Genomic DNA, 14,983 nt, shown 5'->3' with positions numbered 1-14,983 from the left:
GTATAAGAGACAGCGCTTTAACTATTATTAGACATCCTAAATGCTAGATATTGCGTATGTCAATCACTGTTTTGCTCGCAGTTTTATATAGTTATTTAGTAATCTAAAATTAAGTAATGTATTGAATTTACTATATTTATATTGGAGTTGTTGAATTTTATACGGCATAAATTATGGCTCCGAAATTTGGTTTTTTAGATTTGTTCAAAGAGAGCATTTATTTAGGTCGTTTTTGTAGGAAGTACGTTGTATATCAGATGGGTGAAGAGGTTTATTTCATTCGAAAAAAGTATGGAATGCATGAGATTGAAGTACTTTCCGGTTTGTGGTTTTTATGATCTGTAAATATCTGATTGTTAAGGGGAAAATTTAGAGTTCTTCTGGGCGGGTAGCGAGCAGAAAATAATGCTTTGTCCTGTCAGAATTTACCGCTAAGATAGCGATGTCGGAAGTCTCCGATATTGATTTTGAGGAAATGAAAAATGAAAAAACTTGCCTCCTTGTTAACCTTAACGGCGTTGTTTGTTTTTACCTCTGCGCAGGCGGAAGAGGTGAAGGAAAAATTTAATAATTTAACCGTCAATGCTAATCTGGTCATGGCTCCGGATCAGGATTTTTCCGGTAATGTGGTGTTGTTGACCCACGGAACTACCACGCACAACGGCCGTGAAACTTATCGCAATATTCAAAAGCTGTTGGCCGAGAACGGAATCAGCTCTCTGGCTCCGAATTTAAGTCTTAACGTCAATGATCGTCATGGTGAAGTGGATTGTTCTTTGCCGCAAACCCATCATCACGAAGATGCAATGAAAGAGATCGGTTTTTGGTTAAACTGGTTGAAAGCCAAAGGTGCGACTCAGGTTATCTTAATGGGGCATTCGCGCGGCGGGAACCAGACTGCGTGGTTCAGCGTTGAACATCAGGACCCGGTCATTCAAAAAGTGGTATTGATTGCGCCGGCAACTTGGGATTACGCCAGCGAACTGGAAGATTATCAGAAGCGTTATAATCGTGATCCGAAGGTGATTCTGCAGAAAGCCGAAGCTCTGGTTAAGGAAGGCAAGGGTGACACTCTAATGGAGCACACCGATCTGTTGTATTGTAAAGATACTAAGGTGTCGGCCTCGGCGTTTGTCAGTTATTACAAAGACGAACCGCGTATGGATACGCCAACCTTGTTGAAAAGGGCGCACTATCCGACGCTGGTAATTGTCGGTACGGCGGATGATGTGGTTTCCGATTTGGCGGAAAAAATGCAAAGTGTCGATAATGAGTTGGTGAAATTCGATACGGTTGAAGATGCCGATCATTTCTTTCTGGATTTCTATGCCGAAGATTTGGTGAGTAAATCAGTCGAGTTTATTCAGGAATAATTCGATTCTTTAGTCAAAAAAGCCCGTTTTCACGGGCTTTTTTGTTTTTAGGCGTTGAATTCAATTAACAATTGCTCGACCTGTTTTTGCAGGTGGGCAAGATCTTGGTCGTTATCGATCATTTTATCGGCATATTGGCGGCGCTGCTGGCGGGAGGCCTGATTGGCCAGAATGGTTTTAATCTGTTCGATGGTTGCGCCGTCACGTTGGCTGGCGCGGGTAATTTGTGTCTCTTCGCTGCAATCCAAAACCCAGATTTCATCAATATAGGATGGTGGATGGCCGCGCTTTAGAATGCCTTCCACTAAAAGCGGAATAGCGACCAGCAGTAATGGCTGTCGGTAGTTTGGATTTTCCTGATACTGGCGAATCTGCCGTTCGGTTTCCTGCTGGATCAACGGGTGCAGAATCGCTTCGAGCCGTTCACGCCCGCTCTGGTCTTTTGCATCGGCGAAAATTAGTTGTCGCAAAGCTTGGCGATTGAGGGTTTTATCTTGATTAAGAACGCCTTCACCAAAGGCTTCGACAACCATTTGTAAGCCATCGCTGCCGGGTTCAACAACCAAACGGGCGATCTGATCGGTATCGATATGGGCGACACCGTGTTCTGCCATTAAATCGCAAAATGTCGATTTACCGCAGCCGATACCGCCGGTTAAACCGATGACTGTGATTTTATTCTCTGTTGGCATAATTCCACGACGTTTTTAAAAACCTGTTTAATTTTACCCTTAGCGGTTCGGGGAACATAAAAATTTACCTGAAAAACCGTTAAAATAGGCAAATTCAAATTTAATTGCGGCGGTAATAAGCATGTGCGGAATTTGCGGTGAGATCTATTTTGACGGTCAGAAGGCCTCGGCCGAACGTTTGCGTCCGATGTTGGATGAGATGCAGCGACGCGGTCCGGACGACGAAGGTATCTGGTTGGACGGTCACGTCGGGCTGGGTCATAAGCGTCTGTCGATCATCGATCTTTCCGACGGAGGTCATCAGCCGATGCTGGATTCAGAACTGAGTCTGGTATTTAACGGTTGTATCTACAACTACGTCGAGTTGCGCGATGCTCTGATCGAACTTGGCCACGAGTTCAAGTCGCATTCGGACACCGAAGTCATCCTAAAAGCCTATCGTCAGTGGGGCATGGAATGCGTGCAGCGCTTTGAAGGGATGTTTGCCTTTGCTATCTGGGACGACGATCACCACCAACTGTTGATTGCCCGTGATCGCATGGGAATCAAGCCTTTGTATTACTCGCTGCTGGATGGCGGTTTGAAGTTCGCTTCCAATACTCAAGCGCTGTTGGCACACGGCGATATCGATACTTCGATCGATCCGGTCGGTTTGCATCATCAGCTGACTTTACATGCGGTTATTCCGGCACCGCATACGATTCTGAAAGGCATTCGCAAATTGGAACCCGGTCATTGGATGATCGTCAATCCGGACGGGCAGATTTTTAAGAAACGTTACTGGCATCTGAAGGCGCAGAGACCGACCGGTGTAGAATTCGACGGCGAGGCCGCGCCGCAGAACGAACAGGAATGGGTTGACGGCATTCACCGTCGTTTAAAAGAAGCGGTGCATAAGCGTTTGACGGCGGCGGATGTTCCGGTCGGTGTTTTGTTGTCCGGCGGATTGGATTCCAGCCTGTTGGTGGCGATGCTGGCGGAAGCCGGTGTGAAAAACATCAAGACCTTCTCGATCGGTTTTGAAGACGCGCCTGAAGAAAAAGGCAATGAGTTCGAGTTTTCCGATTTGGTGGTCGAGCGTTACCAGACCGATCACAAGAAATACCATATCTCCAATGAAACCGTTTTGCCGCGTTTGCATGAAGCGGTCGAAGCCATGGCGGAGCCGATGGTCGGGCAGGATGCCATTGCGTTTTATCTGCTGTCTGAACAGGTTTCGCAGGATGTGAAAGTGGTCATGTCCGGGCAGGGAGCGGATGAAGTCTTCGGCGGTTATTTCTGGTATCCGCTGATGGCCGAAGCGGGACGCGGTATCGATCCGCAAGATGTCGATGCGGCCTTAAAAGCGTTTGCACCTTATTATTTTGATCGCAGTCACCAAGAATGGCTTGAAGTGATTAATCCGCAATACCATGTCGAGGATGTCACCAGCGCGTATGTCGGTGACCATCTGACGGAAGAGGAAGCGGACGAGTTCCTGGATCAGGTTTTGCGTCTGGATGTAACGACTCTGATCGTTGACGATCCGGTAAAACGCGTCGATAACATGACCATGGCCTGGGGCCTGGAAGCGCGCGTGCCGTTTTTGGATCATCGTTTGGTCGAGTGGGCGATGGCTGCGCCTCCGCAGATGAAAACCGGCGGGAAACATATTTTAAAAGCGATCGGTCGCGGCATTGTACCGGATGAAATTATCGATCGCCCTAAAGTCGCTTTCCCGATGCCGGCACTGAAATATGTCCGTGGCGAGTTTTATGAGTTTATGAAAGGCTTGCTGACTTCGCCGCAAGCTCAAGCTCGCGGCATTTTCAATCCGCAAAAACTGCAGGAGTTATTGGATAACCCGGAAGCGGAGAATGCCTTTACGGCGATCCAGGGTTCCAAGCTATGGCATGCCGCTTTGCTGGAGTTCTGGCTGCAGAAGCATGTCGACAAGACGTTATAATTCGTTGCTTTCGTTGTTGCTCTCGGAAATATATCGAAGCGCTGTATTTTTTAAATATAACCTAGTAAAATAGTCGGGTTTTTACCGTTTTATCTAAAAAAGGAATTCACTATGCAGAATCAAGATCCTGCCGTTCAAGAAACTTTGGACCGTATTCACAGCCAGGTAACCAACAACCCGGTTGTTTTGTATATGAAAGGGACCCCGCAAATGCCGTCTTGCGGTTTTTCAAGCCGTGCTTCTCAGGCTTTGGCGGACACAGGTGAAAAGTTCGCTTTCGTAAACGTTTTGGCGGATGCAATGATTTTCGAACACCTGCCTAAATATCAGGACTGGCCGACTTTCCCGCAGTTATATATCGACGGTGAATTGCAAGGTGGTTGCGATATCACTTTAGAATTGGCTGAAGCCGGTGAGTTGAAAGAGATGATGGCAGCGGCGAACGCCAAGTTTGCCGAGAAAAAAGCCTAAGAAATTCTCAGTTTTTCTCCTCCTGAAAAGCAAAAAGCGCCCAATAAAGGCGCTTTTTTTATAGCTCGGTTTCTTAGGCTTCAATAGCTGAGTGGCCATTGATTGACGATTTGGCAGAAGAGGTCGGCGGTTTTTTCAGTGTCGTAAACGGCCGAGTGCGCCATCTTGTTATCCCAAGGGATTCCGGCTTTCTCCACCGCCTTGGCCAGTACGGTTTGTCCATAAGCCAGACCGGCAAGTGACACCGTATCGAAAGTACTGAACTGGTGGAAAGGGGATTTGATGCGGCAGCGTTCTGCTGCCTTGAGCACGAAATTCAGGTCGAAAAAGGCATTGTGCCCGACCAGAATTGCCCGATTACAGCCGGTGGCTTTTAATTCCTGATTGATCGGTGCGAAGAGTGCTTGCAGAGCTTGCTTCTCGCCGACCGCACCGCGAAACGGGTGGAAAGGATCTTCCATGCCGATGAATTTCAGAGCGCTTTCTTCGATATTGGCACCGGGAAACGGCAGGATATTCTGATCGTAGGTCGCTTTGCGCTGCAGCTTGCCCTGAGAGTTCATCTGCAAGGTAACAACGGCCATTTCCAGAAGGGCGTCGGTATCTGCGTTAAAACCGGCTGTTTCGACATCGACAACAACCGGAAGAAATCCGCGAAAGCGGTCCTTAATGTGGGTCACATGACTCATGAATCTAGCTTTAGTTGTCGGTAGACAACGGTTTGATTAGAACTTTGGATTGTCTTTTTAAATTATAGAGCGATTGACGCTCGCTTGGCAGGTCTTCGACGGTTTTTAAACTAAAACCGTGCTCGATAAACCAGTGATGAGTGTGAGTTGTCAGTAAAAACAGTGACTCGATCCCTTGTTTGAGGGCTTTGACTTCAATGGCTTTGAGCAGTTGTTCACCCAACTCCTGACCACGGTAATCCGCATGCACGGCAAGGCAGGCAAGCTCGCCCATATTATTTTCGTGCGGATAGATGGCGGCACAGCCGATAATCGTCTGATCTCTCTCTAGAAGCAGGAAGTTTTCGATCTCCAGTTCCAGACGCTCGCGGGAACGTTTAACTAGCACTCCCTGTTCTTCCAGTGGTGAAATCAGTTCCAAAATTCCGCCGACATCTTCAATATGCGCCGGGCGCAGCTGGTGATAGCGATCGCTAAAGATCAGGGTTCCGCAACCGTCTCGGCTGAATAGTTCCATTAGCAGAGCGCTCGGATCGCGTTCGTCCAAAATATGTACTCGTTTAATGAACTGATTGCTCAGGTCGATTTGTTGAAGCAGATGTTTTTGTTCGGAATCTTCGAGCTGTTTGATAAGTTGGCGCAGTTCGGGAATGCTCATCTGCTTCGGCAGTTTCTGTAGTTGTTCCGGTTTGGCATAGATCATTAACTTGTCAGCTTTGAGCGCATTGGCCACTTCGCAGGTTTGCTCCAACGTATTGAGATTGAAGACTTCGCCGGTCAAAGAATAGGCTAAGGGCGTCAGCAAAACGATCTGTCCGCTATCGAGACAGGCGGAAATGCCTTTGTGATCGATTTTGCGCAGCTTGCCGGTATGTTGGAAATCGATGCCGTCGATGACGCCTTTAGGCTGAGCGATCACCCAGTTGCCGGAAACGATGGTGACCGGGTTGGATAATAAAGCGCTGGCCTGACTGAAAACCGCTTCCAGCTGGCTGCGTACCTGTCCGATCGTTTGTTGGAAAATATCCAGCATCTCGATAGAGGTGATGCGGACATCACGATGGGTTTGCCATTCGACTCCGGCTCTGTTTAAGGCTGAGTCAATCTGTTGGGTTGCTCCCATGACTAAAACGATTTTCAAGCCGAGATGATGCAGTAATCCGATATCGCTCCCGAGCTGTTTCAGAGAGTCCGGTGCGGCCAGTAAGGTGCCTGGAAGATAGATGACACAGGTTTTTCCGCGATGTTCTTCGATATAGCGCGAGGACTGGCGTAACGTATTAATAAAATCTAATTCAGATTGCTGCATGAATGTGCGAAAATAGGGCAATTAATTTTTGTAAGTATAACAGTCTAAGAAACAAAGTCTAAGATTGAATTGAACTCGGTGCTATAAAAGGAGTTTTTCATGCCTCAATATCGTTCAAAAACCAGTACACATGGCCGTAATATGGCGGGTGCCCGCGCTCTATGGCGAGCTACGGGGATGCATACTGAAGATTTTGGAAAACCGATTATTGCCGTCGCAAACTCCTTTACTCAATTTGTACCCGGTCACGTCCACCTTAAAGATATGGGGCAGTTGGTCGCTCGCGTAATTGAACAGGCCGGTGGTGTCGCCAAGGAATTTAATACCATTGCCGTGGATGACGGGATTGCGATGGGGCACGACGGTATGTTGTACTCTTTGCCTTCGCGCGATCTGATTGCCGACTCGGTCGAATATATGGTGAATGCGCACTGTGCTGATGCTCTGGTCTGTATTTCCAACTGTGACAAAATCACTCCAGGGATGATGATGGCGGCAATGCGTTTGAATATTCCGACCATTTTCGTGACCGGCGGACCGATGGAATCGGGGAAAACGGTTCTGGGCGGTGAAGGTTTGAAGCTGGACCTGGTTGACGCCATGGTTATGGCTGCTGACAGCCATAACAGTGACAGTGATGTCGAAGAAGTTGAGCGTTCAGCCTGTCCGACCTGCGGCTCCTGCTCAGGGATGTTTACCGCCAACTCGATGAACTGTCTGGCGGAAGCCTTGGGGATCGCTCTGCCGGGGAATGGTTCGACTCTGGCGACGCATGCCGATCGTAAGCATCTGTTTGAAGAAGCCGGCCGCCGCATTGTCGAACTGGCTAAGCAGCATTATGAACAAGACGACTATTCTGTACTACCGCGTTCGATTGCAACTTACGAAGCTTTTGAAAACGCTATGGCGCTGGATGTGGCGATGGGTGGATCGACCAATACCGTATTGCACCTTTTGGCCATCGCCCGCGAAGCGGAAGTCAATTTCACCATGGCGGATATGGATCGCATTTCCCGTCAGGTTCCTTGCTTGGTCAAGGTTGCGCCAAACTCGAAAGAGTACCATATGGAAGACGTGCACAGAGCAGGCGGGATCATGCGTATCCTCGGAGAGCTGGATCGCGGCGGCTTGATCAATCGTGATGTTTCCACTGTGCACGCATCGTCTATGGGCGCCGCATTGGAGCTGTGGGATATCCGACGTACCGAAGATGAAGCGGTGCATACTTTCTTCAGAGCGGCGCCGGGTAACGTGAGAACCACTGAAGCTTTCAGTCAGAGCAAACGTTGGAAAACGGTCGATGCCGATCCAGCCAAAGGTTGCGTCAGAGATATTGAACACGCCTATACCAAAGAGGGAGGGTTGGCTGTACTGTACGGAAATATCGCACAGGATGGTTGTATTGTTAAAACCGCAGGTGTGGATGAATCAATCTTCAAATTCAGCGGTCCGGCGCGTATTTACGAGAGCCAGGATGCCGCGGTTGCCGGTGTTTTGGGTGATGAAGTGAATCCGGGTGAAGTCGTCATTATCCGCTACGAGGGCCCGAAAGGTGGTCCTGGCATGCAGGAGATGCTATATCCGACCAGTTATTTGAAATCAAAAGGTCTGGGGAAAGCGTGCGCCTTGTTGACGGACGGACGCTTCTCCGGAGGAACCTCTGGATTGTCGATCGGTCATGCTTCTCCCGAAGCGGCCGAAGGCGGTAACATCGGTTTGGTAGAAGATGGCGATATGGTTGAAATTGATATCCCAAACCGTACTATTAATGTACAGTTGAGCGACGAGCAATTGGCGGAACGTCGTCAAGCGATGGTCGCAAAAGGCAAAGATGCCTGGAAACCGGTTAAGCCTCGCGCCCGAAAAGTGAGTGCGGCACTTCGAGCCTATGCAGCGATGACGACCAGTGCGGCTTTCGGTGCCGTGCGTAATGTTGACCAAATTGAACACAGATAGGAAGAGATGGAATGTTTGCAGATCAGTTAACCCAGGAGCAGCGTCAAGTGGTGTTCGACCTGGCCGCCAATTTGGCGGCGGCCGACAATGACGTGTCTGATGAAGAGATTCAGTATTTAAAAGATTTCAGTACCGCTTACGGCATTGAATACGATTTGGATAAGAGCGATATTAATATCAGTGCCGCCTTGGCCAAGTTGGACAGTAAAAAAGCCCGAGTGATCACTTTGCAGGAACTGATTAAGATCTCCTACAAGGACGGTCACTTTGGTGAAGAAGAGCAGGATAAGATCTTCTTGCTTGCTCAGAAAATGGGCTTGAACAATACCGACCTGCTGATGAGAATCGAAGCATGGGTGCGTCAGGGCTTCGACTGGGTTTATGAAGGTGAGCAGATGCTTGAAGGTTAAGTGATTTAACTTCCTGAATAAAATTAAAAACCGGCTCTTATGCCGGTTTTTTTATTTTTGAAAGAAGAGAGGGGATGGGGCTTCGATTTTTGAGGTGTCAGGGCGTTTAAAATCAGCCTGGGGTTATGACTTCAGAAAGCGTTCAACTCTTTCCTTGAATCGGCATTTTAATGGAATAGAGGGTTGTTCTGCTTATTCTGAGAAGATGTTTATTAGATCGTCAGTTACAGTTGGAATCCGGAAAATAAAAAACCCGGCTGATGCCGGGTTCTTTATGTCAGAGATGACGATTACTCGCGGTAACCTGGACCGTTGATCTCCAAGCCGTTTGACATATAGGCTTCGAAGAATTCTAGGTTACGGTAGGTTTCACTCTGAGCAGCGTACGGTTTAGCACGCATGTTCTGCTGACAGCCTCCGTAACGGCGGTGTAGTGTTCCAAGTTCTTGCCATTTTGCACGGAATACCGGGAAGTGAGTGGTTTGTCCAACGTGCGGAGACAAGATGTTAGAACGTGCTTTACGTCCAGCGTTGTAAGTATGGCATTTCGCACAAGAAAGGTTTAATTGTCCACGTGGTTCCAAGAAGAACTCACGACCTTTGTTGTATGCTGCCTTAGCACCTTCGCTGTCGATTTTAACGTCGATTTTTTCGCCGCGGGCTTGGTAAGCAAGGTAACCGCTTAAGTTAGCGATATCGCCTTTCTTATATTTGAAAGGTTTCAAACCAGCGTTTTCACGACAAATATTGATTGCCCATTCAAGTGTAACAACTTGTTGGGTCTTTTCGTCAAAGTACGGATAATGCTGACGGATGTTTGTAGTATCAGAACCAAAGCATTTTTCATAAACTGCCTTATCTTGATTCCACAAAGCTTCACCGGCATCAACCGCGTCTAAATATGGAGGGAATTCTTCTGCGGCTTCCCATTGAGCCATTTTGTCTGCATCGTAGATGTAGGCACCGTTGATGTAGTCTGCAATAGGTACATTCGGTGTTTTTGCTTCAAAAAATTTAACCGCCTCTTGGCGATCTTTTTCTGGATCAACAGATGATGCCATTGTTGAGGTGGCAGCAACTGAAACTCCTAAACTTAGGGCGACAAGTAGTGTCTTTTTCATCCCAATCCTCCGTCAGAGAGCTCTGAATATTTATTTCTAATTATTTTTATATTTAGGGGTGTGACAACCGCTCAAGAGAACGGTTGTCGGATACTTTAAACTCTTATTTAAGTGTTAGAGCTTCAGTACCAGTTTCGCCAGTGTTGTCTTTCAAAGAGATAGTTACTTCGTCACCAGCGTTGGCTTTAACTTGAACAGCCATGTATGGGTTTGCAGAAACAGCACCAGACCATTGAGCGTCAACCGCTTTAGTACCGTTTACAGAAACTTCAACCATGTCGATGTACTTAGCTGGATATGGTTTACCAGTTTTTTTGTTCATGCGAGCGCCAGACTCCATAGGGTGCTTGATTAGAGCCTTGATTTCAGCTACGCCACCTTTAGATTTTCCACGCATACGAATATTGATAGCCATGATATTATCCTTTATAGAATTCTTAAATCGTTATTAAAACAAGTTTGTTTAGTGGGGGATTAACCGCCACATCCACCGATGGTTACTTTAACTTCTTGTTCAGCTTTAAGAAGTTTACCACCCGCTTTAACAACTGCGATAACATTCATGGTTTGACCCATTTTGATACGAGTTGAAACATAACCTAATGCACCTGCACCGAAAGTGTACTCACATACTAGTGGCATTGGGTTTTTGCTTGCTAGGATAGCGATAGATTCAACACCTGAGATACCAGTAGCATCAACAGTGATCGGAGTTACCGCACCGTTTTCAGCGATCGCTGGAGCTTTAAGCTTGACATCGCCTGAAGCAGAAGCTGCAGAAGAACCATAAACACTAGAAAGAGCGTCGTCAGTAGTTTTTGCATCGAACGCTTTTTTGTTCCAGTCGGCCAAAACAGTGCTAGGCGTTAAAAGACCAGCGTTAACGGCAACAGCTGCCGCGCCAGTTGCTAGAGTACCTTTAAGGAAAGATCTACGTTTCATAAGGTTTTAAACTCCCGGTTAAGGTTTATATTAAAAAATTACAGTGTATAGATGTAGTCGACGATTTTGCCGATCTCTTCATCTGTTAAGATGCCGTTTTGTCCAAATGGAGGCATCATACTGTTTGGTACGTTTTGAGTATCTGGAGTACCCCAAACTTTGTTGTAAAGCTTCTGTTTGTCTGGGTAACGCAATTTCATAGCGATCAAGGCAGGTCCGATATTACCAGGCATGGCGCCGTCGGCGACCATATGGCAAGCAAGGCAGTTACCCTGTGAACGGCTAAATGCTAACTTCTTTCCTTGTTCGATCGCTGTTGCGCCTTTGTCTGCCGCTTGAACGGAAGCTGGGCTTGCAATTACCGCAGATGAGATTGCCAGAGCAGTCAACAGTTGCTTCATGGTTGAATTCATTATTCTTCTCCTCCAAAGATGTCTTTCGACGTCCCCAATAATGTTGGGTTTTTATATTCTGGAACAAGTCGAGTTGTTCTTAGAGATGTAAGCTTACTCAGTTGAAACTTAAACGCAAGCGTTTTACTTATGTATTTCAATAGTTTTATTTAATTAATCGTAAATAATTTTTTATGGGGTAGTGACTACTCTTCTGTTTTCTCCACCGAATTCAATTGGTTACGGTTTTGATTTTCAAACAGTGTAATTTCGGCGGTTAGATCGTTATTCGCGTTTTTGTTCTTTTCTTTGGCTTGCTTGAGCAGGTGGGCGGTATATTTGATGTTGCCGATATTGTATTGAGCCTGTGCCTGATAGAAATATGCATAACCCCAATCTTTATTTTGATTGGCGATTTCGGCCAGTTTTTGATTGATTAGGAAATTATAGTGGTCTGAGCTGTGTTGCAATAGCAGGCTTTTGGCTTGCTTGCTGTCACCGATCGCTTCCAGAAACTCGGCATAACGAATACTGATGTCTTGACGTTGCGGATAAAGTATCTGTGCAAAGTTTGCGATCTCTTTTGTTTGCGAAACCCAGTCGGTTCGGTCTTTTTTCGGCAGGCCACTGTTATTTATAATGCCGGTGAGTTTTTCTAGGAGCAGATCGGTGTAAAGCGGTTGTTTGCTCTCGGATTTGGCCAGTTTTACCAGACACTGAAGGTTTTTTAATTTTTTGGTGATATTTTTATCGGCGGGATTGGAATCCAGATCGTTAAGCTGATAGCAGCGTTGATCATCATTAAGTGGAATTTCGTTAAATAGTTTTCCGAGCTCCTGCTTTTGTCGGGATTGCAGGCGGAGCTGTATCAGACGTAGATCCCCGTTATCTTCTCGCGGTTTGAAGGGAGGCATGGTTTGCGCACGGTCTTCGGCTGCGGCCAGTCTGTTTTCGGTTACCGGGTGGGTTCTCAGAATTTCCGGAATCTGGCCGGAGTTACTCATTGATTGTCTGGACAGTCGTCCGAAAAAGCGTGCCATGGCTTTGGGGTTATAACCAGCCTTATAGAGGAACTTAATACCGGTAAAGTCGGCTTCCGCTTCATGTTGGCGGGAATTGCTGAGCTGTTTTTGGGTCACGTAGCCTTGTCCGCCCATTAAAATCGCCATCCCGGCATTCGGGTCTTGAGTTCCGACCAGGATAGCGGCAATGATTGACGCGATACTGGCGATGCTGCCTTCGGACTCCTGATATTCATATTGTCGGGAGAGGTGGCGCTGGGTAATGTGTGCGACTTCGTGTGCGATGACCGATGCCAGTTCGTCTTCGCTGCGCACAGCTTCAATCAGGCCGGTGTGGATGCCGATGACACCATCCGGGCCGGCAAAAGCGTTAATCGACGGATTATTAATAACATAGAAAGAAAAAGCCCGGTTGTCGCCGGTCTGGGTAATGACTCTTTCTCCGATCCGGCGAATATAATTGAGAATTTCCGGGTCATAGTTCAGGTCGAATTCGGTATGCAGGGCAACGCTGAACGCTCTTCCAAGCCGCTGTTCCGTTTGGGTGTCGTATTCGATAAGGTCAGGCGAGCCTAGATCGGGGAGCTGGGTCTGATAGGCGTAGGCGCCAGAGGACGGCAGAATAAAAATCCAGCTCAAATGCATTAGAAAGTGTTTTACGCTTTGACGAAAAGGCATGTAATTTACTTTAAAGGTTTATGGTTTAATGTCCTGCTCCGGATTGCGGAGTTGTCTTCTTAGCTTATCTGAAACCGGGTCAGGTATCTTAGCTTAACGATTCGCCGTTCCGAATTGCGATGAATTATTATAGCGCGCTTACGCAGGTACAATATATCGAGTGTTATGACGAAAGTCTGAAGGAATTTGCAGATGATGGAATTGGACGTTAGCGGCTTGAGTTGCCCGATGCCGATTATCAAATTAAAAAAGTTCTTGGCGGAAAATCCCGAAAAAGATCTGGTTGTGACGTTGGTTTTGTCAGATCGAGGCGGTTTGAAGGATGTGCCGGCGTTTTGCAGGCAACAGTCACTCGGCTGTGAGCTGCTGGCCGATAATGATGAGCTGCGTTTTAAAATATGGCGTCAAGATTGACAGAGCGTCGAGAATGAACGGAAGGGGATAAGTAATGACTGAAAATATTGACTCTTTGCCGGACAGCTTTAGTGTCATTCATACCAAAGGCACTTTGGATTGGGCTTACCCGACATTTATTTTGGCAAGTACCGCGGCGGTGATGGACCGTCAGGTTGAATTGTTTTTCAGTTTCTATGGTTTGCAGTGCGTCCTGAAATCGACCGAGCATTTAAAGGTTTCGCCACTCGCTAATCCGGGAATGGTCATAAAAAGCCCGCTCGGGCCGCAGTGGTTCAAACAGGTTGATTTGAATAATTACCTGCCGCAACTGATTTGGACGTTGCCGGGAATGACCCGTCTGGCCACCTGGGGTTTTAAAAAGCACATGCTGTTGCAAGGTCAGGTGCCATTGGACGAATTGCGGGATCTTTGTGTGTCTCTTGATGTGAAGATGACGGCATGCCAGATGAGCGTCGATATGATGGGCTTTGCAGAAAGCGACTTTATGGACGGTCTGAGTTTTGCCGGAGCAGCAAGTTACTTTGCAGTGACTCCGGGGCAGCAAAGTCTGTTTGTCTGAGTGTTAATTTTTGCTTGAGTGAATAATCGTTTTGGATCCCGCGAAAAGATTGGGGTCTGAGAGGCGAAGTTGATAGAATAACCGATGCTTTTATGACATGCCGTTTTGTGTGCCGGTTTACGGTTTGGTGATAGTGTTGTTTTAAGCATTAGACGTATTAGATTAATAAATGGAAGAAAAGCCTGATGAAACCGTTTGAAAGAGGGATTTACCTGTTGCCGAACTTAATGACTACTGCAGCGCTGTTTGCAGGGTTTTATGCGGTCATTGCCGGTATTCAGGGACAGTTTGAATTGGGTGCGATTGCGATTTTCGTCGCAATGGTTTTCGACGGTTTGGACGGGCGCGTCGCGCGAATGACCAATTCTTGCAGTGCTTTTGGTGCCGAGTACGACAGTTTGGCGGATATGATTTCCTTCGGTCTGGCTCCGGCTTTATTGATCTATCAGTGGGCTTTGCAGGATTACGGCAAGCTGGGCTGGCTGGCTGCTTTTATTTATACGGTGGCGGCGGCGCTTCGCCTGGCGCGTTTCAATACCCAGGTGGGCAGTGCCGACAAGCGTTATTTCCAAGGGTTGCCAAGCCCTGCCGCTGCGGCTTTACTGGCCGGTCTGATCTGGATGGTGGAAACCAATACCTTGCATAACGCTCTGATGCCGGTGCTGGCGATGGTTTTGACGGTCTTCGCCGGTGTGATGATGGTTAGCAATACGCGTTTTCATTCTTTTAAAGAGCTGAATGTAAAAGACAAGGTCCCGTTTGTCACTTTATTGATCGTTGTTCTGGTGTTTGTGGTGATTACAATTAAACCGGCCATGATTCTGTTCGGAATCTTCTTTGTTTATGCGTTTTCCGGGCCGATTTTGACACTGGCGACTTTGAAGAAGAAGCGTGCATTGCGCAAACAGCATCGAGAAGAGGAGCATTCCTATAAGGCTGCCGAAGCGAACGCTGAAGAGCATCAGGCTCCGGAAGACAAAAAAGAAACCGAGTGATAGCTTTGGTGA

16 protein-coding genes are annotated in these 14,983 nt (G+C 47.3%); 8 read left to right on the top strand and 8 right to left on the bottom strand.

Annotated elements, in window-relative coordinates; all coding sequences use genetic code 11:
• Positions 1 to 482 precede the first annotated feature (482 nt).
• On the top strand, positions 483 to 1,373 hold the full coding sequence (locus H8792_RS10830; protein WP_185978980.1) for an alpha/beta hydrolase: 891 nt from the start codon (positions 483 to 485) through the stop codon (positions 1,371 to 1,373).
• Positions 1,374 to 1,420: 47 nt separating this feature from the next.
• Here the strand turns inward: H8792_RS10830 and coaE are convergent, their stop codons facing one another.
• Positions 1,421 to 2,065 (bottom strand): dephospho-CoA kinase, encoded by a 645-nt coding sequence (coaE, locus tag H8792_RS10825; protein ID WP_185978979.1) that lies wholly within the window; start codon positions 2,063 to 2,065, stop codon positions 1,421 to 1,423.
• 121 nt (positions 2,066 to 2,186) lie between these two features.
• On the opposite strand from coaE, the gene H8792_RS10820 reads away from it, so the two are divergent.
• Positions 2,187 to 4,010, top strand: a complete 1,824-nt coding sequence (locus H8792_RS10820; protein WP_185978978.1) for an N-acetylglutaminylglutamine amidotransferase — start codon at positions 2,187 to 2,189, stop codon at positions 4,008 to 4,010.
• Between the two features lie 111 nt (positions 4,011 to 4,121).
• A complete protein-coding gene (grxD, locus tag H8792_RS10815; protein ID WP_185978977.1) occupies positions 4,122 to 4,481 on the top strand; it encodes a Grx4 family monothiol glutaredoxin in 360 nt (119 codons plus the stop codon).
• An 80-nt stretch (positions 4,482 to 4,561) separates the two neighbouring features.
• Here the strand turns inward: grxD and rnt are convergent, their stop codons facing one another.
• The gene (gene rnt, locus H8792_RS10810; RefSeq protein WP_185978976.1) at positions 4,562 to 5,170 is read right to left on the bottom strand and encodes a ribonuclease T; all 609 of its coding nucleotides are present in this window, start codon (positions 5,168 to 5,170) and stop codon (positions 4,562 to 4,564) included.
• A 10-nt stretch (positions 5,171 to 5,180) separates the two neighbouring features.
• On the bottom strand, positions 5,181 to 6,479 hold the full coding sequence (gene argA, locus H8792_RS10805; protein WP_185978975.1) for an amino-acid N-acetyltransferase: 1,299 nt from the start codon (positions 6,477 to 6,479) through the stop codon (positions 5,181 to 5,183).
• 99 nt (positions 6,480 to 6,578) lie between these two features.
• On the opposite strand from argA, the gene ilvD reads away from it, so the two are divergent.
• Together ilvD and H8792_RS10795 are read left to right on the top strand one after the other, a co-directional pair.
• Positions 6,579 to 8,435, top strand: coding sequence for a dihydroxy-acid dehydratase (gene ilvD / locus H8792_RS10800; protein ID WP_185978974.1), 1,857 nt, complete (start codon positions 6,579 to 6,581; stop codon positions 8,433 to 8,435).
• 11 nt (positions 8,436 to 8,446) lie between these two features.
• Positions 8,447 to 8,845, top strand: coding sequence for a TerB family tellurite resistance protein (locus H8792_RS10795; protein WP_185978973.1), 399 nt, complete (start codon positions 8,447 to 8,449; stop codon positions 8,843 to 8,845).
• Between the two features lie 290 nt (positions 8,846 to 9,135).
• Here the strand turns inward: H8792_RS10795 and soxA are convergent, their stop codons facing one another.
• From soxA to H8792_RS10770, 5 genes are all read right to left on the bottom strand, one after another.
• Positions 9,136 to 9,966, bottom strand: coding sequence for a sulfur oxidation c-type cytochrome SoxA (soxA, locus tag H8792_RS10790; RefSeq protein WP_185978972.1), 831 nt, complete (start codon positions 9,964 to 9,966; stop codon positions 9,136 to 9,138).
• A gap of 103 nt (positions 9,967 to 10,069) precedes the next feature.
• Complete coding sequence (soxZ, locus tag H8792_RS10785) at positions 10,070 to 10,381, bottom strand: thiosulfate oxidation carrier complex protein SoxZ (RefSeq protein WP_185978971.1); 312 nt, start codon at positions 10,379 to 10,381, stop codon at positions 10,070 to 10,072.
• A 59-nt stretch (positions 10,382 to 10,440) separates the two neighbouring features.
• The gene (gene soxY, locus H8792_RS10780; RefSeq protein WP_185978970.1) at positions 10,441 to 10,908 is read right to left on the bottom strand and encodes a thiosulfate oxidation carrier protein SoxY; all 468 of its coding nucleotides are present in this window, start codon (positions 10,906 to 10,908) and stop codon (positions 10,441 to 10,443) included.
• Between the two features lie 38 nt (positions 10,909 to 10,946).
• On the bottom strand, positions 10,947 to 11,321 hold the full coding sequence (gene soxX, locus H8792_RS10775; RefSeq protein WP_228767089.1) for a sulfur oxidation c-type cytochrome SoxX: 375 nt from the start codon (positions 11,319 to 11,321) through the stop codon (positions 10,947 to 10,949).
• A gap of 185 nt (positions 11,322 to 11,506) precedes the next feature.
• Positions 11,507 to 13,000, bottom strand: coding sequence for a M48 family metallopeptidase (locus tag H8792_RS10770; RefSeq protein WP_185978969.1), 1,494 nt, complete (start codon positions 12,998 to 13,000; stop codon positions 11,507 to 11,509).
• A 192-nt stretch (positions 13,001 to 13,192) separates the two neighbouring features.
• On the opposite strand from H8792_RS10770, the gene H8792_RS10765 reads away from it, so the two are divergent.
• The 3 genes from H8792_RS10765 to pssA all read left to right on the top strand — a co-directional run bounded on the left by H8792_RS10765 (position 13,193) and on the right by pssA (position 14,971).
• On the top strand, positions 13,193 to 13,414 hold the full coding sequence (locus H8792_RS10765) for a sulfurtransferase TusA family protein (protein ID WP_228767088.1): 222 nt from the start codon (positions 13,193 to 13,195) through the stop codon (positions 13,412 to 13,414).
• A 34-nt stretch (positions 13,415 to 13,448) separates the two neighbouring features.
• Complete coding sequence (locus tag H8792_RS10760) at positions 13,449 to 13,976, top strand: DsrE/DsrF/DrsH-like family protein (RefSeq protein ID WP_185978968.1); 528 nt, start codon at positions 13,449 to 13,451, stop codon at positions 13,974 to 13,976.
• Between the two features lie 185 nt (positions 13,977 to 14,161).
• Positions 14,162 to 14,971, top strand: a complete 810-nt coding sequence (gene pssA, locus H8792_RS10755; RefSeq protein WP_185978967.1) for a CDP-diacylglycerol--serine O-phosphatidyltransferase — start codon at positions 14,162 to 14,164, stop codon at positions 14,969 to 14,971.
• The last annotated feature ends 12 nt before the right edge of the window (positions 14,972 to 14,983 follow it).

It is taken from the genome of Thiomicrorhabdus heinhorstiae (genome assembly GCF_013391765.2).
Lineage (GTDB): Bacteria > Pseudomonadota > Gammaproteobacteria > Thiomicrospirales > Thiomicrospiraceae > Thiomicrorhabdus > Thiomicrorhabdus heinhorstiae.
The sequence above is the reverse complement of the archived record's forward strand: the minus strand, read 5'-3'. Positions and strand labels throughout refer to the sequence as shown.

Excerpts from the sequence above, each read along its gene's own strand:
- H8792_RS10760 (WP_185978968.1), top strand. The coding sequence starts at position 13,449 with ATGACTGAAAATATTGACTCTTTGCCGGACAGCTTTAGTGTCATTCAT.
- soxA (WP_185978972.1), bottom strand. The coding sequence starts at position 9,966 with ATGAAAAAGACACTACTTGTCGCCCTAAGTTTAGGAGTTTCAGTTGCT.
- argA (WP_185978975.1), bottom strand. The coding sequence starts at position 6,479 with ATGCAGCAATCTGAATTAGATTTTATTAATACGTTACGCCAGTCCTCG.
- ilvD (WP_185978974.1), top strand. The coding sequence starts at position 6,579 with ATGCCTCAATATCGTTCAAAAACCAGTACACATGGCCGTAATATGGCG.
- coaE (WP_185978979.1), bottom strand. The coding sequence starts at position 2,065 with ATGCCAACAGAGAATAAAATCACAGTCATCGGTTTAACCGGCGGTATC.
- rnt (WP_185978976.1), bottom strand. The coding sequence starts at position 5,170 with ATGAGTCATGTGACCCACATTAAGGACCGCTTTCGCGGATTTCTTCCG.
- H8792_RS10795 (WP_185978973.1), top strand. The coding sequence starts at position 8,447 with ATGTTTGCAGATCAGTTAACCCAGGAGCAGCGTCAAGTGGTGTTCGAC.
- grxD (WP_185978977.1), top strand. The coding sequence starts at position 4,122 with ATGCAGAATCAAGATCCTGCCGTTCAAGAAACTTTGGACCGTATTCAC.
- pssA (WP_185978967.1), top strand. The coding sequence starts at position 14,162 with ATGAAACCGTTTGAAAGAGGGATTTACCTGTTGCCGAACTTAATGACT.
- soxZ (WP_185978971.1), bottom strand. The coding sequence starts at position 10,381 with ATGGCTATCAATATTCGTATGCGTGGAAAATCTAAAGGTGGCGTAGCT.
- H8792_RS10765 (WP_228767088.1), top strand. The coding sequence starts at position 13,193 with ATGATGGAATTGGACGTTAGCGGCTTGAGTTGCCCGATGCCGATTATC.
- soxX (WP_228767089.1), bottom strand. The coding sequence starts at position 11,321 with ATGAATTCAACCATGAAGCAACTGTTGACTGCTCTGGCAATCTCATCT.
- H8792_RS10820 (WP_185978978.1), top strand. The coding sequence starts at position 2,187 with ATGTGCGGAATTTGCGGTGAGATCTATTTTGACGGTCAGAAGGCCTCG.
- H8792_RS10830 (WP_185978980.1), top strand. The coding sequence starts at position 483 with ATGAAAAAACTTGCCTCCTTGTTAACCTTAACGGCGTTGTTTGTTTTT.
- soxY (WP_185978970.1), bottom strand. The coding sequence starts at position 10,908 with ATGAAACGTAGATCTTTCCTTAAAGGTACTCTAGCAACTGGCGCGGCA.
- H8792_RS10770 (WP_185978969.1), bottom strand. The coding sequence starts at position 13,000 with ATGCCTTTTCGTCAAAGCGTAAAACACTTTCTAATGCATTTGAGCTGG.